The organism is Pseudosporangium ferrugineum, assembly GCF_003002065.1.
GTDB classification, from domain to species: domain Bacteria; phylum Actinomycetota; class Actinomycetes; order Mycobacteriales; family Micromonosporaceae; genus Actinoplanes; species Actinoplanes ferrugineus_A.
In genome coordinates, this window is record NZ_PVZG01000005.1 from 317,054 (window position 1) to 343,610 (window position 26,557).

Here is a 26,557-nt window from a genome sequence, read left to right on the forward strand (position 1 = left end):
GTGGCGGGATGATTCCCGTCCCGCCGCTGGTCACGCTGCACGTGTGGCGGGTGCCGCGGCGCGCCGCCGGCCGCGCTTTCGTCCGGATGGCAACCGATCCGCGGCGTTTGCGGCGTCTGCCCGGTGTCCGGTTCGCGAAGCTGCTCGGCACCGGGACGGGCCTGAGCTTCGGCCCCGGCGACGCGGACCTCACCCGGTTCGCGGCCGTGGTCGCGTGGGACGGCGCCGACGGCGGCGACCTGGGCCGCACCGGCGCCGCCTGGGACGCGATCGCCACCTCCGCCGCGCGCGCCGACCTGAGGCCCCTGACCAGCCAGGGCCGGTGGTCGGGGGTCGCGCCGTTCGGCGAGCCGGCCGGGGGCCGCGCCGAGGGCCCGGTGCTGGCGCTGACCCGGGCCCGGCTGCGGCCGGCGAAGGCGCTCACGTTCTGGCGGGCGGTGCCGCCGGTGGCCCGCGAGCTCGCCGCCGCGCCGGGGCTGCTCGCCCGGTTCGGGGTCGGCGAGGCACCGGTCGGCTGGCAGGGCACCGTCAGCGTGTGGCGCACTGCGGCGGACCTGACCGCGTTCGCGTACCGTCAGCCGGAGCATCGCGCGGTGATCGCGCGCACGGCGGCCGTCCGGTGGTACGCCGAGGACCTGTTCGCCCGGTTCGCGGTGCTCGGCATCAGCGGCGACAGGGCCGTGCTGGGCTGGCGGGAAGGAGAACGATGAGGCTCGTCCCGTGGCAGCCGGACGACATGCTCCGGCGGCTCGACGACGTGGTCAGCGTGTACGGCGAGGCGATGGGCTACCGCGCCGAGCTGTTGCAGACCCGCCGCGGGTACATCGGCGCGCACGTGCGGCGCGCCGGTTTCCGGGCCGTCGCCACCCTCACCACCGAGGGCCAGCTCGCCGGCTTCGGGTACGGCTACGCGTCCGGCCCCGGCCAGTGGTGGCACGACCAGGTCCGGTCGGCGCTGGACGACGCCGCCCGGCAGCGCTGGCTGTCGCACTGCTTCGAGGTCGTGGAGCTGCACGTACGCCCGAGCGCGCAGGGACACGGCATCGGCGCCCGCCAGCTGCGCGCCCTGCTGTCCATGGCCGACGGCTCCACGGTGCTGCTGTCGACGCCGGAGGCCGACGAGCAGCGGTCCCGGGCCTGGCGGCTGTATCGCCGGTTCGGCTTCGAGGATCTGCTGCGCGACTTCCACTTCCCCGGCGACGAGCGGGGTTTCGCGATCCTGGGCCGCGGCCTGCCGCTGACCGAGCGCGTACCGGCCGAGGGTGCCCCCGGCATCGTCGGCATCTGACGTTCGCCCGATGAACGCCCGGGTCCGGCCGCTGTGGGTGCTGCTCGGCGTCCTCGTGCTGGTGCAGATCTGCTACCCGCTGACCCACGGTGAGGTCCGCGCGGGTTTCACCGTCACCACGGTCGTGCTGGGTTATCTGCTGTCCGTCGCGCACGCGTGGCGCAGCCGGGGCGCGCGGGCGGCCGGGGCGCTGGTCGCGACGGCCACGCTGGGCGGTTTCGCGGTCGAGGCGGTGGGGGTCGCCACCGGGTTCCCGTTCGGCACGTACGACTACTCCGGTCAGCTCGGGCCGAAGCTGGTGGGCGTACCGCTGATCATCCCGCTGGCCTGGACCTGGATGGCCTGGCCGGCGTGGCTGGCGGCGCTGCGGCTGGCCCGGTCCCGGCCGGCCCGGGTCGCGCTGGCGGCGGCCGGGCTGGCGGCGTGGGACCTCTTCCTCGACCCGCAGATGGTCGCCGAGGGCTACTGGGTCTGGGACTCCCCCACGCCCGCGCTGCCCGGGGTGCCCGGCATCCCGGTCGGCAACTACCTGGGGTGGCTGGGTTTCGCGCTGCTGCTGATGGCGGTGCTGGCGGCGGCGGCCGGGCCGGCCGCAAACCGGCCGGGGACCGCGGACGCCCCGATGATCACGCTGTGGCTGTGGACGTACGCTTCGTCGGTGCTCGCCCACGCGGTCTTCCTGGGGCTGCCCTGGTCGGCGCTCTGGGGCGGCCTCGTCATGGGCGCGGTGGTCGTGCCGCTCGCGCTCCGGCTCCCCCGGCGTCCGGCATGATCGGGTACGCGCTCCTGCCCTGGATAGCGCTCACCGGGCACACGCTCGTCAACGCCGCCCTGTTGCGCCGTCCGCCTCGCGAGGCCACGGTCACCGAACGCGTCGCCGTGCTGCTGCCGTTGCGTGACGAGGCGGCGCGGGTCACTCCCTGCCTGGAGTCGCTGCTCGCCCAGCGCGGCGTCGCCGACCTGGAGATCATCGTGCTCGACGACGGTTCGGCGGACGGCACGGCGGAGGTGGTGCGCCGGGTCGCCGGGGATCGCGTACGGCTGCTGACCGGCGCGCCGCCCGCGGCGGGATGGCTCGGGAAGCCGCACGCGTGCGCACAGCTGGCCGCCGCCGCGGGCGACCGGGACGTGCTGGTGTTCGTCGACGCCGACGTGGTGCTCGCGCCCGACGCGGTCGCCGGCGGCGTGGCGCTGCTGCGGTCGGCGCAGGTCACGCTGCTGTCGCCGTACCCGCGGATCGTCGGGGCGGGGCGGCTCGTGCAGCCGCTGCTCCAGTGGTCGTGGCTGACGTTCCTGCCGCTGCGGCTGATGGAACGCTCGCCCCGGCCGTCGCTGGCCGCCGCGGGCGGGCAGTGGCTGGTCGCCGACCGGGCCGGCTACGAGCGGGCGGGCGGGCACGCGGCAGTGCGCGGCGACATCCTCGAGGACATCGGGCTGGCCCGGGCGGTCAAGCGCTCCGGCGGGCGGATCGCGCTCGCGGACGGGTCACGCACGGCGACGTGCCACATGTACGCGTCGTGGCGCGAGCTGGCCGACGGTTACGCCAAGTCGCTCTGGGCCTCGTTCGGGTCGCCCGCCGGTGCGGCCGCCGTCGTGCTCCTTCTGCTTCTTCTGTACGCGGCCCCGCCGATCGTCGCCCTGATGTCCGCAACGGTGGAGCTTGCTTTGTGGAGTGTGTGTGCGTACGGGATGGGGGTTCTGGGAAGGGTGATCGCGGCGGCCGCGACGGGCGGGCGGACCTGGCCCGACCCGCTGGCCCAGCCGCTGTCGATCGTGGTCTTCGCGGTCCTGGTGGCGCGCTCGTTCGCGCTGCGCCGCCGGGGCCGCCTGAGCTGGCGGGGGCGTCCGGTATGAGCCGCGTTGTGGTGATCGGTGCGGGGGTGGGCGGGCTGGCCGCGGCGGTCCGGCTGGCGGCGGCGGGGCACGAGGTGACCGTGCACGAGCGGGCCTCGGACGTGGGCGGCAAGCTCGGCCGCTACGAGCGCGACGGCTTCCTCTTCGACACCGGACCCAGCCTGCTGACCCTGCCGCAGGTCTTCACCGACCTCGGCCTCACCCTCGACCCGGTGGCGCTGGACCCGGTCGTGCGGCACGTGTTCCCGGACGGCCGCACCCTCGACTCGTCGCCGGACCCGGCCGTCTTCGCCGGACGGATCGCCGATGCGCTGGGGGCGGGGGCGGCCGCGGACTGGGCCCGGTTCTGGCGGCGCGCCGAACGGATCTGGGCGGCGTCGTGGCGCTCGGTGCTGCAACGCGAGGTCTCCCCCGCGTCGCTGGCGCGGCTCTCGTGGCGGGTCGGCGACCTCGCGGCGATCGCGCCCGGCCGCTCGCTGCGCGCCCTCGGCCGGCGCTACCTGCGCGACTGGCGGCTGCGGATGCTGCTCGACCGGTACGCGACCTACACCGGCACCGACCCCCGCCGCGCCCCGGCCGCCCTCGCCGCCATCCCGTACGCCGAGCTCGCCTTCGGCGGCTGGTACCTCCCCGGCGGCCTGGGCGTCCTGGGCACGGCCCTGCTCGACCGCTGCGCCGCGCTGGGCGTCACGATCCGCACGTCCTCGACGGTCACCGGCATCCGCACCGGCGACGGCCGCGTCACCGGCGTGGACCTCGACTCCGGCGCCGGCAGCCCCGCGGACGTGGTCGTCTCCGATGTGGACGCCGCCACGCTCTACCGGGAGCTGCTGCCCACTCCCGGCCGGCTCGCCGCCCTCGCGGACCGCAGCCTGGCCGGCTTCGTCCTGCTCCTCGGCGTCCGCGGCGAAACCCCGCAGCTCGCCCACCACACGGTCTTCTTCCCCCGCGACTACGACGCCGAGTTCGACGCGGCCTTCGGCGACCCCGGCCACGGCCGCCGCGCCCGCCCGCCGTCCGACCCCACCGTCTTCGTCACCCGCGCCGCCGACCCGGCCGTCCACCCACCCGGCGCCGAAGCCTGGTTCGTCCTGGTCAACGCCCCCCGCCACGGCACGGCGGCCGGCGCGGTCGACTGGCGGCGGCCCGGCCTCGCGGAGGCGTACGGCCGCCACATCCTCGACGTGCTGGCCTCCCGCGGCCTCGACGTCCGCGACCGGCTCGCGTTCCTGGAGACCCGCACCCCGGCGGACCTCGCCGACGCCACCGCGGCACCCGGCGGCACGATCTACGGCACGGCGGGCGGGCTCCTGCGACCGGCCAACCGCGGACCGGTCGACGGTCTGTACCTGGTGGGCGGCTCGGCCCACCCCGGCGGCGGCCTGCCGATGGTCACCCTGTCGGCGAAGATCGTCGCGGACGCCGTCGGCCCGGCCTGATCGGTAGGGTGCGCGGATGCCCATCGGCGTACGCCCGGTCGGTCTCCGCCATCTCCGCCTGGATCCCGGCGGCGCGGGCCACCGCCCCGGGTCGCCCCCTGAGCCGGGCGATCCTCGCCTCGGCGGCCGAGGTACCGACAAAGCTCTCGTCGCCGGCCTCGCCCGAAGCACTGCGCGCCCGACCGGCCGAGCGTCACAGGGGCTGGACGCCGATGGGGAGTTCGCCGGTGGCTATGTGGTCGAGGAGCGTGGCTCGGAGGGCTTCCGCCGCGTGCGGGAGGACCGCCCGGCGGCGGTGGGCGAGGGCTACCGTGCGCCGCATTCCCGGCGGGGCCAGCGGGGTGGCTCGCAGCAGCGGCCGGTTCACCAGGACCATGCTCGGCACCAGGGCCACCCCCAGGCCCGCCTCGACGAAGGCCAGGACCGCGTCCATCTCGCCGCCCTCGACCGCGAAGCGGGGTGCGAAGCCCGCCCGGCGGCAGGCCTCCAGGGTGACATCGCGCAGGTCGTAGCCGGGGCGGAACATCACCAGCGGGGTGTCGCGCAGCTCGGTCAGGGCCAGTTCGGCGCCGGCCGTCGGGGGCGGCCCGGAGGCCACCGACGCCACGACCAGGCTTTCGCGCAGGACCGGGGCGGCGTGCAGGGCCGGGTCGACGCCCTGTTCGGGTTGGACGATCAGCGCCAGGTCGAGGTCGCGGGCGAGGAGGTCGGCGATCAGGTCCTGGGAGCTGCCCTCGTTCACGTGCAGGTCGATGCCGGGATGTTCGGTACGGAAGCGGCGCAGCACCGCCGGCACCAGGGACGAGCAGAGGCTGGGGGTGGCGCCGACGCGGACGCGTCCGCTGCGCAGGCCGACGATCTCCTGGACCGCGTCGCGGGCCGCGTCGGCGTCGGCGATCATGCGGCGGGCGAGGGGCAGCAGGGTGTCGCCGGCCGCGGTGAGGGCGACCGCGCCGCGGGTGCGCTCGAAAAGCGGGGCGCCGAGGGTCTGTTCGAGGGTGTGAACCTGCTTACTTAAAGTCGGCTGTGAAACGCCCAGCGAGTCCGCCGCCTGGGTGAAATGCCGGGTTTCTACCACTGCCAGGAAGTATCGGAGCTGTTGTAGCTGCACCTCCATAGCCTACGTCTATGAGCACTGAGACGATCATGCATTAGACGAATCGCGTCGGCGTTCCTACCGTCGGGGATTGTGGCGGTAGATACCAGCACTCCCCCCAGGGCGACGGCCCAGCCGGCCCGCAGGGCCCCCGGCAAGAAGGCCCCCGCGAAGCGGCGCCCGCGAGGCCTGCGCTCGTCGGTCGCGCTCAAGCTCGTCATGGCGGTCACCGGGCTGCTCCTGGTGGTCTTCCTGTACGCGCACATGGTCGGCAACCTCAAGGTCTTCGTCGGCGCGGAGAGCTTCGACCACTACGCGCACTGGCTGCGCACGATCGGCATGCCCCTGGTGCCGCAGGACTGGTACCTGTGGATCCAGCGGTTCGTGCTCACCGCCGCGGTGATCGGGCACATCGTCGCCGCCACGATCCTGGCGCGCCGCGCCCGCAAGGCCCGGCCGGTGCGCTACGTGCACCGGACCAGGGTCCAGGGCAGCTACGCCGCGCGGACCATGCGCTGGGGCGGCGTGATCATCCTGCTGTTCGTGATCTACCACATCCTCGACCTGACCACCGGCACGCTGAACCCGGTCGGCGACCGGCAGCACCCGTACGCGAACGTGGTCGCGGACTTCGCCCCCGACCGCTGGTACGTGACGGTCTTCTACACGCTCGCCATCCTCAGCGTCGGCTTCCACCTGCGGCACGGGCTGTTCAGCGCGGTCCGCACGCTGGGCCAGCGCACCCCGCGCGGCGAGCGCCTCGCCCGGGCCGCCGCCCTGGCGCTCTCCGCGGTCCTGGTCGCCGGCTACCTGTCGGTGCCGTTCGCCGTGCTCACCGGATTGGTGGACTGACATGACCGCTCCCTTCTGGACCGAGGGTGACCCGATCGCCGACCGGGCGGCGCCCGACGGCCCGATCGAGACGCGCTGGGAGCGGCGCAAGTTCGCCGCCAAGCTGGTCAACCCGGCGAACCGGCGCAAGCTGACGGTCATCGTGATCGGCACCGGCCTGGCCGGCGGCTCGGCGGCGGCGACCCTGGCCGAGGCCGGCTACCGGGTCCGCTCGTACTGCTACCAGGACAGCCCGCGGCGTGCGCACTCCATCGCCGCGCAGGGCGGCATCAACGCCGCGAAGAACTACCGCAACGACGGCGACTCGATCTACCGGCTGTTCTACGACACGGTCAAGGGTGGCGACTTCCGCGCCCGCGAGTCCAACGTGTACCGGCTCGCCCAGGTCAGCGTGAACATCATCGACCAGTGCGTGGCCCAGGGCGTGCCGTTCGCCCGCGAATACGGCGGCCTGCTCGACAACCGCTCGTTCGGCGGCACCCAGGTGTCGCGGACGTTCTACGCCCGGGGCCAGACGGGTCAGCAGCTGCTGCTGGGCGCGTACCAGGCGATGGAGCGGCAGATCGGCCTCGGCAACATCGAGATGTTCGCCCGGCACGAGATGCTCGAGCTGATCGTGGTGGACGGCCGGGCCCGCGGCGTCGTCGTCCGCGACCTGGTCACCGGCGAGGTCAGCACCGACGTCGCCGACGCGGTCGTGCTCGCCTCCGGCGGCTACGGCAACGTCTTCTTCCTCTCGACCAACGCCAAGGGCTGCAACGTCACCGCGACGTGGCGCGCGCACCGCAAGGGCGCGCTCTTCGCGAACCCCTGCTACACCCAGATCCACCCCACCTGCATTCCCGAATCGGGTACGCATCAGAGCAAGCTGACCCTGATGAGCGAGTCGCTGCGCAACGACGGGCGGGTGTGGGTCCCCCGCAGAGCCGAGGACTGCGGGAAGCCGGCGGCCGACATCCCCGAGGAGGACAGGGACTACTACCTCGAGCGGATCTACCCGTCGTTCGGCAACCTGGTGCCGCGCGACATCGCCTCCCGCGCGGCGAAGAACGTCTGCGACGAGGGGCGCGGCGTCGGCCCCGGCGGGCTCGGCGTCTACCTCGACTTCGCCGACGCGATCCAGCGGCTGGGCCGCAAGGCCGTCGAGGCCAAGTACGGCAACCTGTTCGAGATGTACCAGCGGATCACCGGCGAGGACCCGTACGAGGTCCCGATGCGCATCTACCCCGCGGTGCACTACACGATGGGCGGCCTCTGGGTCGACTACGACCTCCAGTCGACGATCCCCGGCCTGTTCGTCGTCGGTGAGGCCAACTTCTCCGACCACGGCGCCAACCGCCTCGGCGCCTCGGCGCTGATGCAGGGCCTCGCGGACGGCTACTTCGTGCTGCCGAACACGATCAACCACTACCTGGCCGCGGGCCCGTTCGACGCCGTCTCCCCCGAGGACCCCGCGGTGGTCGAGGCGCGGGCGCAGGTCGAGGACCGGCTCGCCCGGCTCCTGGCCGTCGACGGTGACCGTACGGTCGACTCCTTCCACCGCGAACTCGGCCACATCATGTGGGAGTACTGCGGCATGGAGCGTACGGACGAGGGCCTGACCAAGGCGATCGGCCTGATCCGCGGCCTGCGCGACGACTTCTGGACCCGGGTGAAGGTGCCCGGCACGGGCGAGCAGCTCAACCAGAACCTGGAGAAGGCCGGCCGCGTCGCCGACTTCTTCGAGCTCGCCGAGCTGATGTGCATCGACGCCCTGCACCGCGCCGAATCGGCCGGCGGCCACTTCCGCGCGGAGAGCCAGACGCCGGACGGCGAGGCCCTGCGCCACGACGACGAGTTCAGCTACGTCGCCGCCTGGGAGTACGGCGAGGTGCCGACGCTCCACAAGGAAGACCTGACCTTCGAGTACGTCCACCCGAGCACGCGGAGCTACAAGTAATGGATATCCAGGTACGCGTGTGGCGCCAGTCCGGTCCGTCCGACAAGGGCCGGATGGTCACGTACGACGTGAAGGACATCTCCCCGGACGCCAGCTTCCTCGAGATGCTGGACGTCCTCAACGAGAAGCTGATCCTCGACGGCGACGACCCGGTGGCCTTCGACCACGACTGCCGCGAGGGCATCTGCGGCATGTGCGGCATGATGATCAACGGCGTCGCCCACGGCCCGGAGCGGGCGACCACGACCTGCCAGCTCCACATGCGCCACTTCAAGGACGGCGACGTCATCGACGTCGAGCCGTGGCGCGCGGCGGCCTTCCCGGTCATCAAGGACCTGGTCGTCAACCGCGGCGCCTTCGACCGCATCATCCAGGCGGGCGGCTACATCACGGCCCCCACCGGCACGGCCCCGGACGCCCACGCCACCCCGGTCCCCAAGCCGGACGCGGACGCGGCCTTCGAGGCGGCCACCTGCATCGGCTGCGGCGCCTGCGTGGCAGCCTGCCCCAACGGCTCCTCCATGCTCTTCACCGCCGCCAAGGTCGCCCACCTGGGCCTGCTCCCCCAGGGCCAGCCGGAACGCGACACCCGCGTGATCGACATGCTGGAGGCCCAGGACGAGGCGGGCTTCGGCGGCTGCACCAACATGGGCGAATGCACGACGGTCTGCCCGAAGGGCATCCCCCTCACCCTGATCGGCCGCCTCAACAACGACTACCGCAAGGCCCTCCGCAACACCTGACCCGGGTACGGCGAAGCTATCCTTGGCCGTCATCGAGTGCCCGAAGGGCCTCCGGCGCGCCGAGAAGGGGGCCCCGCGTCCATGAGCATCTACGTGCGCTGGAGTGACATTCGCGCCGACCTGGTCGAAGAGGTCGGCGGGGAGGACGCGGTCGAGGCCGGCAAGCGGGAGCTGCTCGACGCCGTCATCGACCATCGGCTGACCCGTCGCGTGACGAGCCCGCCGCCGGGCCCGGGCGGCGATGGGTGAGGTTGCGCTGGCCGCCGCCGGGATCTTCGCGGGGACCAACGTCGATGATCTGATCGTGCTGACCGTGCTTTTCCTGGCGGCGCGGGCCACCGGGCGGCCGCCGGCGTGGCAGGTGTGGGTGGGGCAGTATGCGGGCATCGCCGCCCTGGTGGCGGTTTCCGGGCTGGCCGCCGTGGGGCTGACGATCGTGCCCGATCCGTGGACCGGCCTGCTCGGGCTGGTGCCGGTCGCCCTCGGGGTCCGGGGGCTGATCGGGCGTGGCGCAGCGCGCAGGACGCCCCGGAGGCGGTCGCCGCCGGGAACGCGCTGGCCGTCGCCGGGGTGACCGTGGCGAACGGCGCCGACAACATCGCGGTCTACACGCCGGTTTTCCGTACGCTCGGCGTCGCCGGCACCGTGACCACCGTGACCGTCTTCGCGGTGCTGGTCGCCGTCTGGTGTGCCGCGGCGTCGTGGCTGGGGTCGCACCGCCGGGTCATCGCGCCGAGCGGTACGGCCACTGGCTCGTCCCGCTGGTCTTCGTCGCCATCGGCGTGGTCATCGTCGCCGAGTCCGGGGTGCTGTCCCGGCTGATCTAGCGGCGACGAGGGCCGCCGCCGTGCCCGAGGCCGCGGCGGCGACGAGGCTGGGCCGGCCACCCAGCGTCACCGCCGCCGAGCCGAGCGGGTTGGCCAGGGCGATCGGGCCGAACATCACGGTGTTCGCGAGCGCCGAGACCCGGCCGAGCAGGTGGCCCGGGGTGTGCGTCTGGATGGCCGTGACCGCCGCGATCAGCGTCCACGGCAGACCCACCCCGCCGATCGCGGCGCCTGCCGGGAGCGCGGGCCACCACGGCAGGCAGCGCGCCAGGAGTCCGGCCGCGACCAGCAACGTCCCGGCGGCGGCGACGGTGACGGGGCCGTACCGGTCGATCAGGCGGCCCGCCGCCAGGCCCGCGGCGATCGAGCCGGCGCCCTGCGCGCTCATCAGGACGCCGAGGAACGTGGCGGGCAGCCCCAGGTCGTCGGTGACCACCGCGTACACGGGAGCGGTGGCGAAACCGGTCAGCGCGATCGAGACCGCTGCCAGCAGCACGGCGGGCCGTGGCTCCCGGCGCAGGGCGGCGAGTCCGGCGCGGAGTCCGTGCCCGGGGTGATCGACGGAGGCGGCGCCGTCGAGGCGGAGCATCGCGTACAGAGCGGCGGCGATCAGCGGCGCCAGCGCGCTCAGGGCGACCACGGGCCGGCCGCCGTGCCAGGCGTAGAGGCCGGCGCCGGCGAGCGGCGCCACGAGTTTCATGCCCTCCTGCGCGCTGGAACGCCAGCCGTTGACCGCCCCGAGCCGGTCCGGGGCCAGCGCCGACGGCAGGAGCGCCGATTCGCCCGCGTCCAACAGGACATAGCTGATTCCGTACGCGAAGGAGACGAGGTAGAGCAGCCACGCGTCACCGGCCGACCGGACCGCGAACAGCGACAGCAGGGTCGCGGCGAGCACCACGTTCGTCGCGACGAGCAGGGGCCGGCGCGGCAGCAGGTCCACGACGGCACCGAGCCACGGGCCGGCGAGGGTGGGCGCGTACACGCACAGCCCCGCCAGGGCGGCGAGGCTCGGCGAACCGGTCAGGTCGAGCATCCACACGCCCACCACCAGGGCCATCGCACTGCCGGCGAAGCCCGACAGCAGGGAGATCGTCACCAGGAGGAGGGCGTTGCGGCGCATGGCCATCATCCTGCGAACTTGCGTCCGTGGGGCGCAAGTGCGTCAATGTTCTGTTGACAACGCGCGGCGCACGTCGGCCAGCGCTACGCGGACGTGGCCGGGGAGGTCGGCGGCACGGACCGCGGTGAGGTCGTGGGCGGCCTGTTCGGCGAGGGCATACAGGCCGCCGGGCGGGGCGTCCAGGGCCGCGGCGACCGTGTCGCGCACCAGCGGCGCGCGGACGAAGCGGGACGGCCACCGCGGGTCCGCCGCGAGCGCGCGGTGCAGGGCGGAGACGGCCTCGCGAAGGGTGACGATGCTGGAGGCGTACCGGAGATCCTGGTCGTGCCGGCGGGCGCGGGCGGCCGCGACCAGACGCTGCCGCCGCTGCTCGGCCGCCTGGCGGCTGGCGAGGCCGAGCACCTCGGCGATCTGCGCCCAGGTGGCGCCGCCGTGCCGGGCGCGGTCGATCAGCTCCCGTTCCCGCTCGTCGAGGCGGGCGCGCGCGGTCGCGATCTCCGCGAGGTCCTCCAGCGTCGTCATGCGTCAACAGTATGTTGACAGGATGCGAGGTGGACGACCGACGGGCCCCCGTGTGGTCCCGCCGGCCGTCGTCCTCACCGCGCGGCCAGTTCCGCCCAGCCGGGCGCCCTCGGGGCCCGGCGCAGCGGCATCCGCGCCTCCGCCGGCGTGCGGTCCCCCTTGCGCTGGTTGCAGCGCCCGCACGCGGCGACGGTGTTGTCCCAGGTGTTGCCCCCGCCGCGGGATCGCGGCAGGACGTGGTCGATGGTGGAGGCGGCCCCGCCGCAGTAGCCGCAGCGGTGGCCGTCGCGGGTCAGCACGCCGCCCCGGGACCAGCCCGGCCCGCGGCTGTGCCGCCAGCGCGTCACCACGTAGCTGACCAGCCGCACCACGGTCGGGATGGGAAAGACGCCCATGCGTGCGTCCGGCCGGGCCTCCTGCACCACCGCCACCTCGCGGCACAGCATCCGGATCGCGTGCCGGACGCTGACCCGGTGCAGCGGCCCGTAGTCGGCGTTGAGTACCAGGACCACACTCATCACGGTTCACCTCCCCTGTGCCGCGGGCAGGAAAAAGCCGCCCTGCCCCGGACAGCACGGGGTGGACGGCGACGGCCCGGCGCGCACGCCTCAACCGTTGCGGTGACCCCTGCTCCCGTGCCGGACAGCCGTCATCTCTGCTCCCTGTGAGCCCGGTGACCCGGGCCTCGTCGTCGGATCACAAGGTAGGGCGAAGGACGGGTACCGGACAACGCATTAATCGACCAGCGTGCGGCGCACGGCGGCGAGGAGCTGGGCGAGGCCGATCAGGCCCAGGAGGATCCAGACCAGGACCGCGACCAGGACGACCGTACGGTCCCAGCCGGGGTGGACCAGGCCCGCTACGCCGCCGGCGACCAGCCCGCTCACCGCCACCGAGACCCGGGTCGGACGCTCGCCGACGGTCACCACGCCCAGCCCGTCCATGCCGGCCGCGGCGGCGCGGGCCCGGACGTACTCGTGCAGCCAGCTCACCGCGAGAGCGGCCACGACCAGCCAGCCCGGCACCCCGGCCACCCAGAAGGCGGCCAGCCACGCCAGCTCGCCGAGCCGGTCGGCGACCGAGTCGTAGACGAAGCCCAGCCGGGTGGTGCGGCCGGTCACCACGGCCACCGCGCCGTCGAGGGCGTCGGCGAAGCTCGCCAGCAGGACCAGCACCGCCCCGGCGAGCAGCGGCACGAACGGCACGCCCGCGCAGAGCAGCAGGCCGGCGACGGTCACCGTGGTCGGGCCGACGCGCCACCGGCCGAGCAGGCTGCCGCCCCGGTACGCGAGCCGCACCCACCCGCGCACCACCGGCGAGGCCGTGCGCGGATCGAAGCCGCCGTGCAGCGCCGACCACGCCGCGGCGTACTGCTCCCAGGTCACCGGTCAGGCGGCGGCGGGCGCGGCGTTCACGCCGGTGAGCTGCTGCCACACCTCGCGCGTCGCCGGGGAGCGGTTCATGGTGATGAAGTGGATGCCCGGGACGCCCTCGTCGAGCAGCCGGCGGCACATCTCCCCGCACAGCTCGATGCCGAGCTTGCGCACGCCCGCCTCGTCGTCGGCGATCCGCTCGAAGCGGGCCAGCAGGTCCGGCGGGAACGGCGCGCCGGACAGCTGCGCCGAGCGCGCGATGGTCGCCATCCGCAGCACCGGCATGACGCCCGGCACGATCGGGGTGTCGCAGCCCGCGGCCGCGACCCGGTCGCGCAGCCGCAGGTAGTCGTCGGCCTCGAAGAACATCTGGGTGATCGCGAAGTCGGCGCCGGCCCGGCACTTCGCGATGAAGTTGCGGGTGTCGCTCTCGATGTCGGGCGAGCGGGGGTGCTTGTACGGGAAGGCGGCCACCCCGACGCTGAAATCCCCGGCGTCGCGCAGCAGCCGGACCAGGTCCTCGGCGTACAGCACGCCCTCGGGGTGGCGGACCCACTCGCCGTTGGGGTCGCCGGGCGGGTCGCCGCGCACCGCCAGCACGTTGCGGATGCCGGCGCCGGCCAGCCGCCCGACCACGTTGCGCAGCTCGGCGACGGAGTGGTTGACCGCCGTCAGGTGCGCCATGGGCAGCAGCGTCGTCTCGGTCGCGACCCGCTCGGTCACCTCGACCGTGGTGTCACGGGTGGTGCCGCCGGCGCCGTACGTGATCGAGACGAAGTCCGGCCGCAGCGGCTCGAGCTCGCGGATCGTGCGCCACAGCAGCTGCTCCGCCTCGCGCGTCTTCGGCGGCATGAACTCGAACGAGAACGTCGGCGCCGGCCGGCGGATCAGGTCACCGATCGCCGGGGACGCCGGGAGACGCGAAGGAAGTCCGAGAGCCACACCGGAGACTCTACCGGCTGCCGCGTACCCGCAGACCGGCTAGGTTTGGCGCCGTGACCTCCCCGCTGGAACGCGCCGGCCTGCGCCCCCGCGTCGACAAGGCCCTCGCCGCCTTCCTCGCGGCGCAGCGCACCCGGCTGCTCGCGATCGACGACGCCCTCGCCGACGTGGCGGACGCGCTGGAGGCCTTCGTGCTGCGCGGCGGCAAGCGGCTGCGGCCCGCCTTCGCCTACTGGGGCTACCGCGGCGCCGGCGGCATCGACTCCGACCACGTGGTCACCGCGGTCGCCGCGCTGGAGCTGGTGCAGGCGGGCGCGCTGATCCACGACGACCTGATGGACCGCTCGGACACCCGGCGCGGCGAGCCCTCGGTGCACAAGCGCTTCGCGGCCCGGCACGCCGCGGCGGCGTGGCGCGGCCCGGCCGGCGCCTTCGGGGACAACGCCGCGGTGCTGCTCGGCGACCTGGCGCTGGTCTGGTCCGACGAGCTGCTGCACGGCTCCGGCGTCGCCCTGGAGGATCTGGCCCGGGCCCGGCCGGTCTTCGACGAGATGCGCACGGAGGTGACCGTCGGCCAGTATCTCGACGTGCTCACCCCGGTCACCGGCGACACGTCGGCGGCGCGCGCGAGCAAGGTAGCCCGGTACAAGTCGGCGAAGTACACGGTCGAGCGGCCGCTGCTGATGGGGGCCGCGCTGGCCGCCGCCACCCCCGCGCAGCTCGCGGCGTACTCGGGCTTCGGCCTGCCGCTGGGCGAGGCGTTCCAGCTGCGCGACGACGTGCTGGGCGTCTTCGGCGACCCGGAGGTGACCGGCAAGCCGGCCGGCGACGACCTGCGGGAGGGCAAGCGCACGTACCTGATCGCGGCGGCGTACGAGACGCTCTCCGCAGCCGGCCGGGCCGAGGTCGAGCGCGGGCTGGGCGACCCGGGGCTGGACGAGCAGGGGGTTTCGCGGCTGCGCGCGATCATCACGGGGAGCGGCGCGCCGGCCCGGACGGAGGCGCGGATCGCCGCGCTCACCGAGGAGGCGCTGGCGGCCCTGGAGGCCGCGGAGGTCGAGCCGGAGGCCCGCGCCGTGCTGCTGGAGCTCGCCGACGCGGCCGTACGCCGCACGGTGTAGGGGTCAGCGCCGGAGGCGTCGCAGCAGCTTGCTGCCCTCCCCGGCGCGCGGCCCGGGCTGGACGCCGCGCCGGCCGAGCCAGACCCACACCGACAGGGTCAGCAGCACCATCGCGAAGCCGAAGAGCAGGTCCTCCACCGGCGCGTACGCGATCCGCAGCCCGAGGATCGCGTCCGGGTCGTAGATCACGATGTGCCGCCCGGTCAGGATGCCGTTGGACAGCAGCTGGAAGACGATGATGATCGGGTACGTGGCCCAGAAGACCACCCGCCGCACGAGCGCCGTACGCAGCACGAACAGGTCGGCCACGAGCGCGCCCGCCACGCCGAGCAGGGCCGCCACGGTGTAGCTCATGCGTCCTCCGCCGGCCTGCCGAGCTCGTCACCCGCCGGCTTGCCGAGCACGGCTCGCACGGCCTCGAACCCGAGCACCGCGCAGATCGGCACGACGACGAAGAACAGCACCTCGTCGAGCGGCAGCCCGCCGGGCAGCAGCACGCCGGTGGTCTGGGCGGGGTCGAACGTCCAGTGCCCCGCCGCGATGGCCGCGAGGTCCCAGAGCCCGAAGACGACCACCACCGGCAGCAGCGTGAGCAGCAGCCGCCGCCACCGGCGCAGCACGTTGACCTTCAGCACCGGCTCCAGCCAGAGCGCGCAGATCAGGCAGCCGGCGAGCACGGCCAGGTACGCCAGGTGCCGCATCCGGGCTCAGAAGCCGAGCGCCTGCGCGCGCCGCTTGACCTCGCGGGCGCGGTCGCCGCCGAGCGCCACCGCGCCGCAGCCGCCGAGGGTCTCGTCGGGCTCGTACAGCCACCCGACGGCTTCTTCGTCGTTGTACCCAGCGTCGCGGAGCAAGGTGACGATGCCGGGGAGGTGCTTGAGCACGGTGCTGTTGGCCACCAGCTCGGCGGGCACCACCCGGATGCCGTCACGCCGCACCGCGAGCAGCGCGCCGTCGCGGATCATCTGGTGCACCTTGCTGATCGACACATCCAGCCGGTCCGCCACGTCGGGCAGGTTGATCCACTCGGCCGGGCCGGCCGGCTGGGCGGCCGCCGGGCCCATGGTTACGGAATCGGTCACCCGACCAGCGTGCCATGCCGCCCGCGGGCGCGACCACGCGGAACCCCTGAGCGGGCCGGGACGCACCCGGCCGGAGGAGAGCGGAGAGATGTCCCGATGACCCTGTGGCGGAGAACCCGCAACGAGGTGGCCGGCGCCTGGCGGTCGCTGCGCTACGACCTGGGCCGGCGCGAACCGGACCCGGCCGGTCCGCGGCACGGTCCGCTCGGCGGGCACCGGGCCCGGGCGGCCGCGTTCGAGGACGTCACCGCGACCGGTTTCAGCACGTTCGGCGGCGCGGGGGTCACCGACGGGCTGCGGACCGCGTACGGCCCCGGCCACGCCCGCCAGCCGCGCCGCCTGGTCGCCGTCACGGCGTTCGGCGTGCTCGCGGTGGCCGGCGCGACGGGCAGCTACTTCGCGGTGGTCAACGGGCTGGGTGCGCTGCTCGGGCAGCAGGGCGGCACGGAGCCGTACCCGCTGTCCGCGGCCGCTCCGGGCGGCGACGCGGACGGGCTGTCGCACGAGGGCCTGGGCCGGGGTGCCGCCCGCGCCGACGAGCCGGCCGCGGAGCCGGGTCCGGGCACGATCCGGGTGCTGCCGAACCCGGCGGCCACCGTGCCGGGCGCGCCGGCGACGACGGCGGCCCGGGCACCGCAGCCGCATCGGACGACGGTGGGCGGCGCCGTGCCGGTGCCCACGCCGACGGACTGCGACTGCCTGACGCCGCCGGTGCCGACGCCCACCGCGGCACCCTCGTCGCCGTACGAGCCGCCGGCGGAGCCGTCGCCCAGCCCGTCCACGGACGACTCGCCCGCGCCGGAACCGAGCGACTCCGGATCGCCGGATCCGACCGCGACGGACGACGGCGGCAGCGGCGGGGGGACGGAACGGGCGCGGCACCCTCGCCGACACTGATCCGATTTGTCATGATAAAGCGCCCGCGGTGCCCCGGCACCGCGGGCCGATTCATCCGCGATGCGCAGGTCAGCACGTGGTGCAGTACCCGTTCGGTCTCAGCTGGGACATCCTGGTCCGCCTTTCCCGGAAGGGCACATACACTTCACGCCGATGGACACGACTGTCGCCGACACGTTGATCGGCACGACTATTGACGGGCGCTACCGGATCACCGGCCGCGTCGCCCGTGGTGGCATGGCGACCGTGTACACCGCCGTGGACGACCGGCTCGAGCGTACGGTCGCCCTGAAGATCATTCACCCCTCGCAGGCGACCAACGTCCACTTCGTCGACCGGTTCACCGACGAGGCGAAGACGATCGCCCGGCTGACCCACCCCAACGTCGTCGCCGTGTACGACCAGGGCCGCCACCAGGGCCTGCCCTACCTGGTCATGGAGTACGTCCAGGGCCGCACCCTGCGCGACCTGCTCACCCAGCGCCGCCGGCTCAACCCGGTCGAGGCGCTCGCCATCCTCGAGCAGATGCTCGCCGCGATCGCCGCCGCGCACCGCGCGGGCCTGGTCCACCGCGACGTGAAGCCGGAGAACGTGCTGGTCGCCGAGGCGCCCAGCGGCGGCATCGCCAACCTCGTGGACAGCGTCGTCAAGGTGGCCGACTTCGGGCTGGCGCGCGCCGTCGAGGCAAGCACCGAGGGCGATTCGGGCCAACTGATGGCGACTGTGGCGTATGTCGCACCCGAACTCGTCACCGACGGGCACGCGGATGCCCGCACGGATGTCTACTCGGCCGGCATCGTGCTGTTCGAGATGCTGACCGGCAAGGTGCCGTACGACGGCGGCGAGCCGGTCGAGGTCGCGTGGCAACACGTGGACAACGACGTGCCGGCCCCGTCCAGCATCGTCAAAGGGCTGCCCACCGTCCTGGACGACCTGGTCGCCCGGGCCACCCGCCGCGACCCCGGCGCGCGGCCCACCGACGCCGGCGCGCTGCTGGCCGAGGTGCAGGTCGTCCGCGACGACCTGGGCGCCGCCAACGTCGAGACCGCGCTGCTGCGCCAGGTGCCGGCCCGTCCGCCGGCCGCGGACGCCACCGCCCTGGTGCCCGCCCTGACGTCCGTCTACCCGGCCGCCGCCGACCGCCCCACCTGGGCCCGCCTGCCCGAGCAGGGCGCGCGCACCCGGGGCCAGCGGCGCCGCGGCGGCAGCCCGCCCCCGCCCTTCCCGGACACCCCGGCCGGCCGCTTCGGCGACCGCCGGCGCCTCTTCCTCATCGCCGCCGTCTCGCTGATGGTCCTCACGGTCGTCTTCAGCACCTGGTGGGTCACGGCCGGGCGCTACACGGACGCGCCGCAGTTCGTGAACATGACCCGGGCGCAGGCCGAGCAGGAGGCGAGTGGCAAGGGCTTCTCGCTGCTCTTCGACGACGGCCGCTACGACGAGACCGTGCCCAAGGACGTGGTGCTCGCGCAGGACCCGCCGGCGGAGAAGCGGCTGGTCAAGGGCGGCAGCCTCACGCTGACGCTCTCCCTGGGCCCCGAGCGCTATCCGGTGCCGGACGTGGTCGGCATGGAGAAGGCCGCCGCCAAGGGCGAGCTGGAGAGCGCCAAGCTGAAGTTCAAGGAGGGCACGGGCAAGTACAGCGACGAGGTGGCGCAGGGCGTGGTCATCTCCACCGACCCCAAGGCCGGCGAGTCGCTCAAGCCCGGCACCACGGTGACCGTGGTGGTCAGCAAGGGCAAGGCGCCGATCACCGTGCCGGACGTCAAGGGCAAGAACATCAACGACGCCCGCAACGAGCTGCAGAGCCGCGGCCTGGTCGTGGTGGAGCAGTACAAGGACAGCGACCAGCCCGCCGACACGGTCATCGGCCAGTCCCCCGGGGCCGGCACCGGCGCCGAGAAGGACGACGAGATCAAGCTCGACGTCAGCAAGGGCCCGCCGCAGATCCCCGTCCCCGACCTGACCAACCAGCCGTGCCAGCAGGCGGCGCAGGCGCTGCAGGGGATGAACCTGCGGGCCCGGCTCAACTTCAACCCCAACGGGCTCGTGCGCCAGCAGAACCCGCCACCGAACACGCCGGTGCCCCCGCAGACCGAGGTCGTGCTGAATTGTCTGTGAGCCGGCCGATCGGGTCGCACACCCGGACGTCGGGCGGGCTGGCCAGGGCGGCCCTGCCGTACGCCGACGCCGCGGGCTCCGAGGCGGTCCAGGTCTACGTGTCCAACTCGCGGGGCTGGGCGCTGCCGCCGGGCGACCCGAAGCAGGACACGCTGTTCCGCGACGGGTGCGGCGAGCGGGGGCTGCCGGCGTACATCCACGCGTCGCTGCTGGTGAACCTGGGCTCGCCCACCGAGCAGACCGTCACGCGCTCGGTGGAGACCCTGGAGCACGCCCTGCGCCGGGGCGCGGCGATCGGCGCGACCGCGGTCGTCTACCACGCGGGCAGCTCGGTCGACCCGGCCCACGACGACAAGGCGCTGCACCAGCTCCGCGAGGCGCTGCTGCCGCTGCTCGACGTGGCCGCCGCGCGGGGCCTGCCGAAGCTGCTGGTCGAGCCGAGCGCCGGGGGCGGGCGCAGCCTCGCGTCGAAGGTGCAGGATCTGGGGCCGTACCTGGCCGCGGTGGAGGACCACCCGTGGCTCGGCGTCTGCTTCGACACCTGCCACGCCTGGGCGGCCGGCCACGACCTGGCCCGGCCCGGCGGCATGACGGAGACCCTGGACGCGCTGGTGGCCACCGTGGGCCGGGAGCGGCTGATGCTGATCCACGCCAACGACTCGAAGGACGAGTGCGGCTCCACCCGTGACCGGCACGAGACGATCGGCGCGGGCCGGATCGGCACGGCCGCGTTCGCGGAGCTGCTCGCCCACCCGGCCACGGCGGGCATCCCGGTGATCGTGGAGACCCCGACGGCGCCGCTCCACGAGGGGCACGCCGCCGACATCGCCCTGCTGAAGGGCCTGCGGCTCAGCGCGGCGTGATCTCGTAGTCGAAGAGGTAGCGGTGCTCCTCCGAGCTGTTGTCGATCTGGAACGTGCCGGTCAGGCCGGTCAGCTCGTCGGTGCCGGAGTCGGGCACCACCCGCACCACCAGCGTGCCCGAGCCGCGGTCCATCAGCCCGTAGTGCTGCAGCACGAAGCTGCCGCGGTGGCCGTGCAGCGTGCCGTCGACCAGGTCGATCGCGACGTAGCCCGCCGACCCGTCGATGGGCGTGCCGACGGAGAGCATCTCGGCGCGGCCGGTGCCGGTGATGTCGCCCTCGAAGGTCTTCAGCACCTGCGTGCGGCCGATCGTGTCGTCGTCGATCGGCAGCGGCTCGAAGACGGTGGTGAAGGTGCCGGTGGCGCGGCGGGTCATCGGGAACTCCTCGGCGGTCGCGGACGGCGGCTCACCCGATGTAATCAGACGCCGGGTGCGCTGCTCAGGCGGCGCGCAGAAGATCCGTCAACACGCTGATCGCCCGGTCGACGCCGGCGTCGTCCACGTCGAGGTGCGGGATCGCCCGCGCCAGCCGCGGCAGCATCACCGTGATCAGCACGCCGCGCTCGGCGGCCCTCGCGACCAGCGCCGGCGCGTCGAGGCGCGACTTGGTCAGGTCGATCGGCACGAGGTTGGTGCGCACGGCGGCGGCTTCCACCACCCCGTACGGCTCCAGCGCCTCCGCGAGGCGCCGCGCGCGGGCGTGGTCCTCGGCGAGCCGGCCGACGTGGTGGTCGAGGGCGTACCGGCCGGCCGCGGCGAGGATGCCGGTCTGGCGCATGCCCCCGCCCAGCCGCTTGCGGATCACCCTCGCCCGGGCGATGCGCTCGGCGGAGCCCACGATCAGCGAGCCGACGGGCGCGCCCAGCGCCTTGGACAGGCAGACCGACAGGGTGTCGAACAGCTGCCCGTACGTGAACAGCGGCACCCCGTCCGCGACGTGCGCGTGCCAGATGCGGGCGCCGTCGCAGTGCAGCGCCACCCCGGCGGCCGAGGTCACCTCGCGCAGGCGGTGCAGGGCCGCCAGCGGCACGACGCCACCGCCGCCGAGGTTGTGCGTCTGCTCGACCGCGACGGCCCGGGTCGGCACCGGCGGGAAGCCGTCGGGCCGGATCATCGCCGCGATCTCGTCGACGTCCAGTGCGGCGCCCCGCGACGGCCAGGTGCGGGTGGAGATGCCGCCGAGGGCCGCGGCGGCGCCGATCTCGTAGTTGACCACGTGGGCGTCCGCGCCGGCGAGCAGCTCCTCGCCCGGCCGCACGAGCAGCTGGAGCGCGATCTGGTTGGCCATCGTCCCGGTCGGGGCGAACAGCGCCGCCTCGTGCCCGAACATCGTCGCCACGTGCGCCTCGAGCGCGTTGACGGTGGGGTCGTCGCCGAAGACGTCGTCGCCCACCTCCGCCGCGGCCATGGCCTCGCGCATGGCCGCGGTCGGCCGGGTGACCGTGTCCGACCGGAGATCAACCACGCAGCATCTCCGCGACCAGGAAGGCCAGCTCCAGGCTCTGCTGGGTGTTCAGCCGGGGGTCGCACGCGGTCTCGTAGCGGTCCGGCAGGTCGAGGTCGGCGATGCCCTGCGCGCCACCCAGGCACTCGGTGACGTCCTCGCCGGTCAGCTCCACGTGGATGCCGCCCGGGTGGGTGCCGAGGCCGCGGTGCACCTCGAAGTAGCCGAGCACCTCGTCGACGATCCGGTCGAAGTGGCGGGTCTTGTAGCCGTTCGAGGACTCGTGCGTGTTGCCGTGCATCGGGTCGCACTGCCAGACGACCTTGGCGCCGGTCGCGGTGACCTTCTCGACGATCGGCGGCAGGGCGTCGCGGACCTTGCCGTTGCCCATCCGGCTGATCAGGGTGAGCCGGCCCGGGATGTTCTCCGGGTTGAGCTTCTCGCACAGCTCGATGGCCGTCTCCGGGGACGTGCCGGGGCCCAGCTTCACGCCGATCGGGTTGGCGATGCGGCTGACGAAGTCGATGTGCGCGTGGTCCAGCTGCCGGGTGCGCTCGCCGATCCACAGGAAGTGCCCGGAGAGCCCGTACGCCCGCCCGTCCGAGACGCGGGTGAGCGCGCGGTCGTACTCCAGCGCGAGCGCCTCGTGGGAGCAGTACAGGCTGACCGTGCGCAGCGCCTCGTCGTCGGTCATGCCGCAGGCGCGGATGAAGTCGAGGGCGCGGTCGATCTCCCGCGCGATGGCCTCGTAGCGCTCCCCCGCGGGCGAGGCACGGACGAAGTCCTTGTTCCAGTCGTGCAGACCCGCAAGATCGGCAAGACCGCCCGCGAGGTACGCCCGCAGCATGTTCATCGCCGCGGCGCTGTTCGCGTACGCCCGGATCATGCGCTGCGGATCGGCGACCCGGGCGGCCTCGTTCGCCTCCAGCGAGTTGATCAGGTCCCCGCGGTACGCCGGCAGCCCCAGCGAGTCCGTCGCCGACGACCGCGGCTTGGTGTACTGCCCCGCCACCCGGGCCACCTTCACCACCGGCATCGAGGCGCCGTACGTGAGCACGACCGCCATCTGCAGCAGCGTGCGGGCGTTGGCGAGCAGGTGGCTCTCGGTGTTGTCGGCGAAGGTCTCGGCGCAGTCGCCGCCCTGGAGCAGGAAGGCCCGCCCCTCGCACACCTCGGCGAGCTTGTGCCGCAGCTGGTCGACCTCGTACGGCGCGACGATCGACGGCACGTTGTCGAGGACCTGGCAGACCGAGGCCACCTCGTCCGGGTCCGACCACGGCGGCACCTGCACGCGCGGGAGCTCGCGCCAGCGATCCAGCCCCAGCGCCGAGTCCTCGGCGGAGTCGGTGGAGGGACGGGAGGTCTGCAGGGCGGTCGCCCCGACCGCGGGATGACTGAGCTGGTGCCACTCTCGGCGCATATCGGAAAGCCTAACCAGACACGAGGAGGGGGCGCCGGGAGGATCCCCGGCGCCCCACTCTCTAGGACTGCCTACCGCAGGCCGTTGCTGATCGCGCTGATCAGCTCACCGTTGCTGGTGTCACCGGAGAACTCCCAGAAGAAGGCGCCGCCGAGGCCCTGGTTCTTGGCGTACGTCATCTTGCCGGCGATGGTGGCCGGGGTGTCGTAGCTCCACCAGTTGCTGCCGCACTTGGCGTAGGCGGTGCCGCCGACCGTGCCGGTGGCCGGGCAGCTGTTCTTGAGGACCTTGTAGTCCTCGATGCCGGCCTCGTAGGTGCCCGGCGCCGCGCCGGTCGCCGAGCCGCCCGGCGCGCTCTGGGTGACGCCGGTCCAGCCGCGGCCGTAGAAGCCGATGCCGAGCAGCATCTTGCTGGCCGGAACGCCCTTGCTCTTCAGCTTCTGGATCGCCGCGTCGGACCAGAAGCCCTGCTGCGGGATGCCCGAGTACGAGGTCAGCGGCGAGTGCGGGGCGGTGGGGCCCTGCGGGGCGAAGGCGCCGAAGTAGTCGTAGGTCATCGGGAAGACCAGGTTGAGCTTCGAGATGCCGGTGGCGTAGTCCGCGACGTCGAGCTTGCCGCCGTTGGAGCCGTCGGCCGAGATCGCCGAGGTGACCAGGAAGTTCTGCCCGAACTTGGTGCGCAGCGCCGAGACCACCCTGTTGTACGCGTCCGGGCCACTGCTGTCACAGCTGAGGCCGCAGGCGTTCGGGTACTCCCAGTCCACGTCGATGCCGTCGAAGACGTCCGCCCAGCGGGAGTCCTTGACCAGGTTGTAGCAGGAGTTGGCGAAGCCGGTCGGGTTCGCCGCGGCCTGGGTGAAGCCGCCGGACCAGGTCCAGCCGCCGAACGACCAGAGCACCTTGAGGTTCGGGTACTGCTTCTTCAGCTTGCGCAGCTGGTTGAAGGAGCCACGCAGGGCGCCGGTGTCCCAGGTGTCCGCCACGCCGTCGACGCTCTCCGCCGCCGTGTACGCCCGGTCGTAGTCCGCGTACGGGTCACCGATCGTGCACTGGCCGCCGGTGGTGTTGCCGAACGCGTACAGGATGTGGGTGAGCTTGGCCGCGGAGCCGCTCGTCACGAGGTTCTTGACGTGGTAGTTGCGGCCGTAGACGCCCCACTCGGCGAAGTAGCCGACGACGGCCTTGCCACCGGGGCCGGGGGGCGTGGTCGGGTCGGTCGGCGGGGTGGTGGGGTCGGTCGGCGGCGTGGTCGGGTCGGTGCCCCCGCCGCCGCACGTGCCGTTGTCCGCCCAGACGTCCCACTGGCCGCTGTGCGTGGCCGGGGACTCGTTCTGGGTCCACCACTTCGCGGTGTAGTTGTGTCCGTTCTGGGAGGCGGCCATGTCCTTGGTGTACACCGCGGAGCTGCTCCAGGCGGGAGCACAGGCGGCGGCTGCGGAAGCCTGGACCATCGGGATCGCGGCCGAGGCCATCGCCACGATCGCCCCGGCCCACAACGCGCGGCGGAGGGATTTCTTCACTGCGTCTCCTCAGAACATTTAGGAAACTTTCCAAAGGGAAGTTGAAGAGACGGTAGTCACATCTATGAACATCAGTCAAGAAGGTCACGCGGGTTTGACAGACCTCTTAACTTTTCCGGAGTGAGCGCCACAGCGTGCACTCAGACGGGCACTACGCGTAGTCTGCGGTCATGACCATCTTCGACGTCGACATCGACGCACTACCGGGCGGATCCGCCGATCTGGGGCAATACCGCGGCAATGTCGTCCTCGTGGTCAATGTGGCATCGAAATGCGGGCTGACGCCCCAGTACGCCGGCCTCGAGAAGCTGTACGCCACCTACCGCGACCGGGGCCTGGTCGTGCTCGGCGTCCCGTGCAACCAGTTCGGCGGCCAGGAGCCCGGCGGGGCCGCCGAGATCGAGGAGTTCTGCCAGGTCAACTACGGCGTGACGTTCCCGCTGACGGCGAAGGTGGAGGTCAACGGCCCGGGCCGGCACCCCCTCTACACCGAGCTCGTGGGCGACGGCGGCGACCTCCAGTGGAACTTCGAGAAGTTCGTCGTCGCCCCGGACGGCGCGGTGGCGGCCCGCTTCGACCCCGGCACCCAGCCGGACGACGAACGCCTCGTGTCCACCATCGAAACCCTGCTGCCTCGCTGAGCCCGGGATGAGCATCCACGTCATCGGAGTCGACGCTTACGCCCTCGGCTGGGTGGGGGTGGAGCTCCGCGACGGTCGCTTCGGCCGGGCGATGCTCGCGTCCACCCTCTACGAGATCGTCGCGGGCAGCTCCGGCGCGGCCGTCATCGGCGTCGACATCCCGCTCGGCATGCTCCCCGACCGCTGGCGGGCCGCGGACACCGTCGCCGCCGACCACCTCGGCCCCCGGCGCAGCAGCGTCTTCCGGGTGCCGCCGCGCGCGGTCTGGCAGGAGTCGGACTTCGCCGCGGCCAACCGGCTCTGCCGCGAGCTCACCGGCGCCGGGCTCAGCCGCCAGTCGTGGGCGCTGCGGCCCAAGCTCCTCGAGGCGAACGCCATCTGGGAACGCCACCCCGGTCTGCTCTTCGAGGCCCACCCCGAGGTCTCGTTCCGGGAGATGGCCGGCGAGCCGCTCGCGTACGCGAAGAAGACCTGGACCGGCCAGGCCCGCCGCCGCGACCTGCTGGCCAAGCACGGCATAGTCCTGCCCGACCAGCTCGGCCCGGCCGGCCAAGCGCCGCCCGACGACATCCTCGACGCCGCGGCCGTCGCCTGGAGCGCCCACCGGATGGCCACGGGCGCGGCCCTGAGCCACCCCAGCCCGCCCGAGGAGAACAACGGCACCCGCATCGCCATCTGGTACTAGGCGAGCTCGGCCCGGACCCCCGCGGCGATCCGGGGGGCCAGCCGGGCCAGCACCGCCGACCGGTTCCGGCCGGGCAGTCCCTCCAGGAGCCGCGCGGCGGCCGACGGGCGCATCTCCGCCACCACGCCGGCGGCCAGATCAAGGCGGAGCAGGTCGAGGATCCGCGCGGCGCGGCCGTCGTCCATCTCGCTCAGCACCTCGGCGGCCCGGCCCGGCACCACCAGCTCGAGCCGCCGGGCGGCGTCCGGCTCGGACATCTCCGCGAGCTGCTCCACCACCACCTCCAGGGGCAGGCTCTCCACGAGGGCGGCGCCCCGGGCGGCGTTGACCACGGCGATGCGGGCCGGCACCGCCCGGGGCGCCGGCGGTTCGCCGGCCGGGTGCCGACGGTCGGCCACGAGGCCCGCGGGTCGTTCCGGACGGCCGTCCAGGCCGCGGTGGTGCTGGCCGGCCCGGCGCCACGCGTCCCGCCAGGGGCCGGTGTCGGCGACCCCGAGGGCGCTCACGAGGGCGAGCACGGTGGCAAGCCTCGGCAGCCCCCGCTTGCCGCTCAACGCGTCCTGGGCGGTCGAATGCGGCAGCACCGTCCCGGCCCGTGCCGCCGTACGGGACAGGTCGCGCACCGACGGGTCACCCACGTGGATCTTGAGCAGCCGCAGCTCGTACGCCAGCTCCGCCACGGTGGCCACGGACTGCGGGCGGGGCTGCTGAAGACCGGCCATGTCCGACAGCGTACGACGGTGTCCGACAGCGTCCGGCGCCCGGCG

General features: G+C 73.6%; 31 protein-coding genes and 1 pseudogene. 18 read left to right on the forward strand and 14 right to left on the reverse strand.

The window, feature by feature from the left end; translation table 11 throughout:
• Positions 1 to 8 precede the first annotated feature (8 nt).
• From CLV70_RS13370 to CLV70_RS13390, 5 genes are read left to right on the forward strand one after another with little or no spacing between them, the layout of a single operon-like run.
• The gene (locus tag CLV70_RS13370) at positions 9 to 710 is read left to right on the forward strand and encodes a monooxygenase (protein WP_106126771.1); all 702 of its coding nucleotides are present in this window, start codon (positions 9 to 11) and stop codon (positions 708 to 710) included.
• Positions 707 to 1,288, forward strand: a complete 582-nt coding sequence (locus CLV70_RS13375; protein WP_106126772.1) for a GNAT family N-acetyltransferase — start codon at positions 707 to 709, stop codon at positions 1,286 to 1,288. The genes CLV70_RS13370 and CLV70_RS13375 overlap by 4 nt, the downstream gene beginning before the upstream one ends.
• Before the next feature lie 10 nt (positions 1,289 to 1,298).
• On the forward strand, positions 1,299 to 2,060 hold the full coding sequence (locus CLV70_RS13380; protein ID WP_106126773.1) for a carotenoid biosynthesis protein: 762 nt from the start codon (positions 1,299 to 1,301) through the stop codon (positions 2,058 to 2,060).
• Positions 2,057 to 3,142 carry a glycosyltransferase family 2 protein gene (locus tag CLV70_RS13385; RefSeq protein WP_106126774.1) on the forward strand — a complete coding sequence of 362 codons (1,086 nt, stop codon included), beginning with the start codon at positions 2,057 to 2,059 and terminating at the stop codon, positions 3,140 to 3,142. Before CLV70_RS13380 ends, CLV70_RS13385 begins: the two co-directional genes overlap by 4 nt.
• On the forward strand, positions 3,139 to 4,581 hold the full coding sequence (locus CLV70_RS13390) for a phytoene desaturase family protein (RefSeq protein WP_106126775.1): 1,443 nt from the start codon (positions 3,139 to 3,141) through the stop codon (positions 4,579 to 4,581). The genes CLV70_RS13385 and CLV70_RS13390 overlap by 4 nt, the downstream gene beginning before the upstream one ends.
• 193 nt (positions 4,582 to 4,774) lie before the next feature.
• Here CLV70_RS13390 and CLV70_RS13395 read toward each other — a convergent pair whose 3' ends face one another.
• Entirely contained in the window at positions 4,775 to 5,698 is a 924-nt protein-coding gene (locus CLV70_RS13395; protein WP_170148610.1) for a LysR family transcriptional regulator, read from the reverse strand.
• 168 nt (positions 5,699 to 5,866) lie between these two features.
• Here CLV70_RS13395 and CLV70_RS13400 point away from each other — a divergent pair, with 168 nt between their 5' ends.
• The 7 genes and pseudogenes from CLV70_RS13400 (at position 5,867) to CLV70_RS41715 (ending at position 10,038) form a co-directional block, all read left to right on the forward strand.
• Positions 5,867 to 6,529 carry a succinate dehydrogenase cytochrome b subunit gene (locus CLV70_RS13400; protein WP_281260452.1) on the forward strand — a complete coding sequence of 221 codons (663 nt, stop codon included), beginning with the start codon at positions 5,867 to 5,869 and terminating at the stop codon, positions 6,527 to 6,529.
• Position 6,530: 1 nt separating this feature from the next.
• Positions 6,531 to 8,468 (forward strand): fumarate reductase/succinate dehydrogenase flavoprotein subunit, encoded by a 1,938-nt coding sequence (locus CLV70_RS13405; protein WP_106126777.1) that lies wholly within the window; start codon positions 6,531 to 6,533, stop codon positions 8,466 to 8,468.
• Positions 8,468 to 9,211 (forward strand): succinate dehydrogenase/fumarate reductase iron-sulfur subunit, encoded by a 744-nt coding sequence (locus tag CLV70_RS13410; protein ID WP_106126778.1) that lies wholly within the window; start codon positions 8,468 to 8,470, stop codon positions 9,209 to 9,211. Before CLV70_RS13405 ends, CLV70_RS13410 begins: the two co-directional genes overlap by 1 nt.
• Positions 9,212 to 9,292: 81 nt before the next feature.
• Positions 9,293 to 9,460 carry a hypothetical protein gene (locus CLV70_RS13415; protein WP_245908201.1) on the forward strand — a complete coding sequence of 56 codons (168 nt, stop codon included), beginning with the start codon at positions 9,293 to 9,295 and terminating at the stop codon, positions 9,458 to 9,460.
• Positions 9,453 to 9,785, forward strand: a complete 333-nt coding sequence (locus CLV70_RS13420) for a cadmium resistance transporter (RefSeq protein ID WP_281260448.1) — start codon at positions 9,453 to 9,455, stop codon at positions 9,783 to 9,785. Before CLV70_RS13415 ends, CLV70_RS13420 begins: the two co-directional genes overlap by 8 nt.
• Positions 9,786 to 9,787: 2 nt before the next feature.
• Positions 9,788 to 9,862: pseudogene (locus tag CLV70_RS41710) on the forward strand (cadmium resistance transporter); the annotation flags it as partial.
• A gap of 50 nt (positions 9,863 to 9,912) precedes the next feature.
• Positions 9,913 to 10,038, forward strand: coding sequence for a hypothetical protein (locus tag CLV70_RS41715; protein WP_281260453.1), 126 nt, complete (start codon positions 9,913 to 9,915; stop codon positions 10,036 to 10,038).
• Here the strand turns inward: CLV70_RS41715 and CLV70_RS13425 are convergent.
• The 5 genes from CLV70_RS13425 to metF form a co-directional block, all read right to left on the reverse strand.
• Positions 9,998 to 11,158: an MFS transporter gene (locus CLV70_RS13425; RefSeq protein ID WP_106126938.1), complete on the reverse strand. Its 1,161-nt coding sequence runs from the start codon at positions 11,156 to 11,158 to the stop codon at positions 9,998 to 10,000. The two genes, CLV70_RS41715 and CLV70_RS13425, sit on opposite strands and share 41 nt — an antisense overlap.
• Before the next feature lie 42 nt (positions 11,159 to 11,200).
• Positions 11,201 to 11,680, reverse strand: a complete 480-nt coding sequence (locus CLV70_RS13430; RefSeq protein ID WP_106126779.1) for a hypothetical protein — start codon at positions 11,678 to 11,680, stop codon at positions 11,201 to 11,203.
• Positions 11,681 to 11,754: 74 nt separating this feature from the next.
• Positions 11,755 to 12,198 carry an HNH endonuclease gene (locus CLV70_RS13435; RefSeq protein ID WP_106126780.1) on the reverse strand — a complete coding sequence of 148 codons (444 nt, stop codon included), beginning with the start codon at positions 12,196 to 12,198 and terminating at the stop codon, positions 11,755 to 11,757.
• A gap of 216 nt (positions 12,199 to 12,414) precedes the next feature.
• The gene (locus CLV70_RS13440; RefSeq protein ID WP_106126781.1) at positions 12,415 to 13,065 is read right to left on the reverse strand and encodes a CDP-alcohol phosphatidyltransferase family protein; all 651 of its coding nucleotides are present in this window, start codon (positions 13,063 to 13,065) and stop codon (positions 12,415 to 12,417) included.
• Positions 13,066 to 13,068: 3 nt separating this feature from the next.
• Complete coding sequence (gene metF, locus CLV70_RS13445; RefSeq protein ID WP_106126782.1) at positions 13,069 to 13,995, reverse strand: methylenetetrahydrofolate reductase [NAD(P)H]; 927 nt, start codon at positions 13,993 to 13,995, stop codon at positions 13,069 to 13,071.
• Between the two features lie 65 nt (positions 13,996 to 14,060).
• On the opposite strand from metF, the gene CLV70_RS13450 reads away from it, so the two are divergent.
• Entirely contained in the window at positions 14,061 to 15,116 is a 1,056-nt protein-coding gene (locus CLV70_RS13450; protein ID WP_106126939.1) for a polyprenyl synthetase family protein, read from the forward strand.
• 3 nt (positions 15,117 to 15,119) lie between these two features.
• On the opposite strand, the gene CLV70_RS13455 is transcribed toward CLV70_RS13450, so the two are convergent.
• From CLV70_RS13455 to CLV70_RS13465, 3 genes are read right to left on the reverse strand one after another with little or no spacing between them, the layout of a single operon-like run.
• Positions 15,120 to 15,470 (reverse strand): lycopene cyclase domain-containing protein, encoded by a 351-nt coding sequence (locus tag CLV70_RS13455; protein ID WP_106126783.1) that lies wholly within the window; start codon positions 15,468 to 15,470, stop codon positions 15,120 to 15,122.
• Positions 15,467 to 15,817 (reverse strand): lycopene cyclase domain-containing protein, encoded by a 351-nt coding sequence (locus CLV70_RS13460; RefSeq protein ID WP_106126784.1) that lies wholly within the window; start codon positions 15,815 to 15,817, stop codon positions 15,467 to 15,469. Before CLV70_RS13460 ends, CLV70_RS13455 begins: the two co-directional genes overlap by 4 nt.
• 6 nt (positions 15,818 to 15,823) lie before the next feature.
• Positions 15,824 to 16,198 carry an Rv2175c family DNA-binding protein gene (locus tag CLV70_RS13465; RefSeq protein WP_106126785.1) on the reverse strand — a complete coding sequence of 125 codons (375 nt, stop codon included), beginning with the start codon at positions 16,196 to 16,198 and terminating at the stop codon, positions 15,824 to 15,826.
• Between the two features lie 96 nt (positions 16,199 to 16,294).
• Between CLV70_RS13465 and CLV70_RS13470 the strand changes: the two genes are divergently transcribed.
• The 3 genes from CLV70_RS13470 (at position 16,295) to CLV70_RS13480 (ending at position 20,079) form a co-directional block, all read left to right on the forward strand.
• Positions 16,295 to 17,095, forward strand: coding sequence for a hypothetical protein (locus tag CLV70_RS13470; protein ID WP_106126786.1), 801 nt, complete (start codon positions 16,295 to 16,297; stop codon positions 17,093 to 17,095).
• A 153-nt stretch (positions 17,096 to 17,248) separates the two neighbouring features.
• Complete coding sequence (gene pknB, locus CLV70_RS13475) at positions 17,249 to 19,216, forward strand: Stk1 family PASTA domain-containing Ser/Thr kinase (protein ID WP_106126787.1); 1,968 nt, start codon at positions 17,249 to 17,251, stop codon at positions 19,214 to 19,216.
• Positions 19,207 to 20,079 carry a deoxyribonuclease IV gene (locus tag CLV70_RS13480; protein ID WP_211303753.1) on the forward strand — a complete coding sequence of 291 codons (873 nt, stop codon included), beginning with the start codon at positions 19,207 to 19,209 and terminating at the stop codon, positions 20,077 to 20,079. Before pknB ends, CLV70_RS13480 begins: the two co-directional genes overlap by 10 nt.
• On the opposite strand, the gene CLV70_RS13485 is transcribed toward CLV70_RS13480, so the two are convergent.
• The 4 genes from CLV70_RS13485 to CLV70_RS13500 all read right to left on the reverse strand — a co-directional run bounded on the left by CLV70_RS13485 (position 20,066) and on the right by CLV70_RS13500 (position 24,464).
• Positions 20,066 to 20,455 carry a DUF3224 domain-containing protein gene (locus CLV70_RS13485; protein WP_106126788.1) on the reverse strand — a complete coding sequence of 130 codons (390 nt, stop codon included), beginning with the start codon at positions 20,453 to 20,455 and terminating at the stop codon, positions 20,066 to 20,068. The genes CLV70_RS13480 and CLV70_RS13485 overlap by 14 nt on opposite strands.
• A 64-nt stretch (positions 20,456 to 20,519) precedes the next feature.
• On the reverse strand, positions 20,520 to 21,545 hold the full coding sequence (locus CLV70_RS13490; RefSeq protein ID WP_106126789.1) for a threonine aldolase family protein: 1,026 nt from the start codon (positions 21,543 to 21,545) through the stop codon (positions 20,520 to 20,522).
• Positions 21,538 to 22,944, reverse strand: a complete 1,407-nt coding sequence (locus tag CLV70_RS13495; RefSeq protein ID WP_106126790.1) for a class II 3-deoxy-7-phosphoheptulonate synthase — start codon at positions 22,942 to 22,944, stop codon at positions 21,538 to 21,540. Before CLV70_RS13495 ends, CLV70_RS13490 begins: the two co-directional genes overlap by 8 nt.
• A gap of 71 nt (positions 22,945 to 23,015) precedes the next feature.
• The gene (locus tag CLV70_RS13500; RefSeq protein ID WP_106126791.1) at positions 23,016 to 24,464 is read right to left on the reverse strand and encodes a glycosyl hydrolase family 18 protein; all 1,449 of its coding nucleotides are present in this window, start codon (positions 24,462 to 24,464) and stop codon (positions 23,016 to 23,018) included.
• A gap of 170 nt (positions 24,465 to 24,634) precedes the next feature.
• On the opposite strand from CLV70_RS13500, the gene CLV70_RS13505 reads away from it, so the two are divergent.
• Both CLV70_RS13505 and CLV70_RS13510 read left to right on the forward strand, forming a co-directional pair.
• Positions 24,635 to 25,105, forward strand: coding sequence for a glutathione peroxidase (locus CLV70_RS13505; RefSeq protein WP_106126792.1), 471 nt, complete (start codon positions 24,635 to 24,637; stop codon positions 25,103 to 25,105).
• A 7-nt stretch (positions 25,106 to 25,112) separates the two neighbouring features.
• On the forward strand, positions 25,113 to 25,790 hold the full coding sequence (locus tag CLV70_RS13510; RefSeq protein WP_106126793.1) for a DUF429 domain-containing protein: 678 nt from the start codon (positions 25,113 to 25,115) through the stop codon (positions 25,788 to 25,790).
• Here the strand turns inward: CLV70_RS13510 and CLV70_RS13515 are convergent.
• On the reverse strand, positions 25,787 to 26,512 hold the full coding sequence (locus CLV70_RS13515) for a magnesium transporter MgtE N-terminal domain-containing protein (RefSeq protein ID WP_146164054.1): 726 nt from the start codon (positions 26,510 to 26,512) through the stop codon (positions 25,787 to 25,789). The two genes, CLV70_RS13510 and CLV70_RS13515, sit on opposite strands and share 4 nt — an antisense overlap.
• Positions 26,513 to 26,557: the final 45 nt, after the last annotated feature.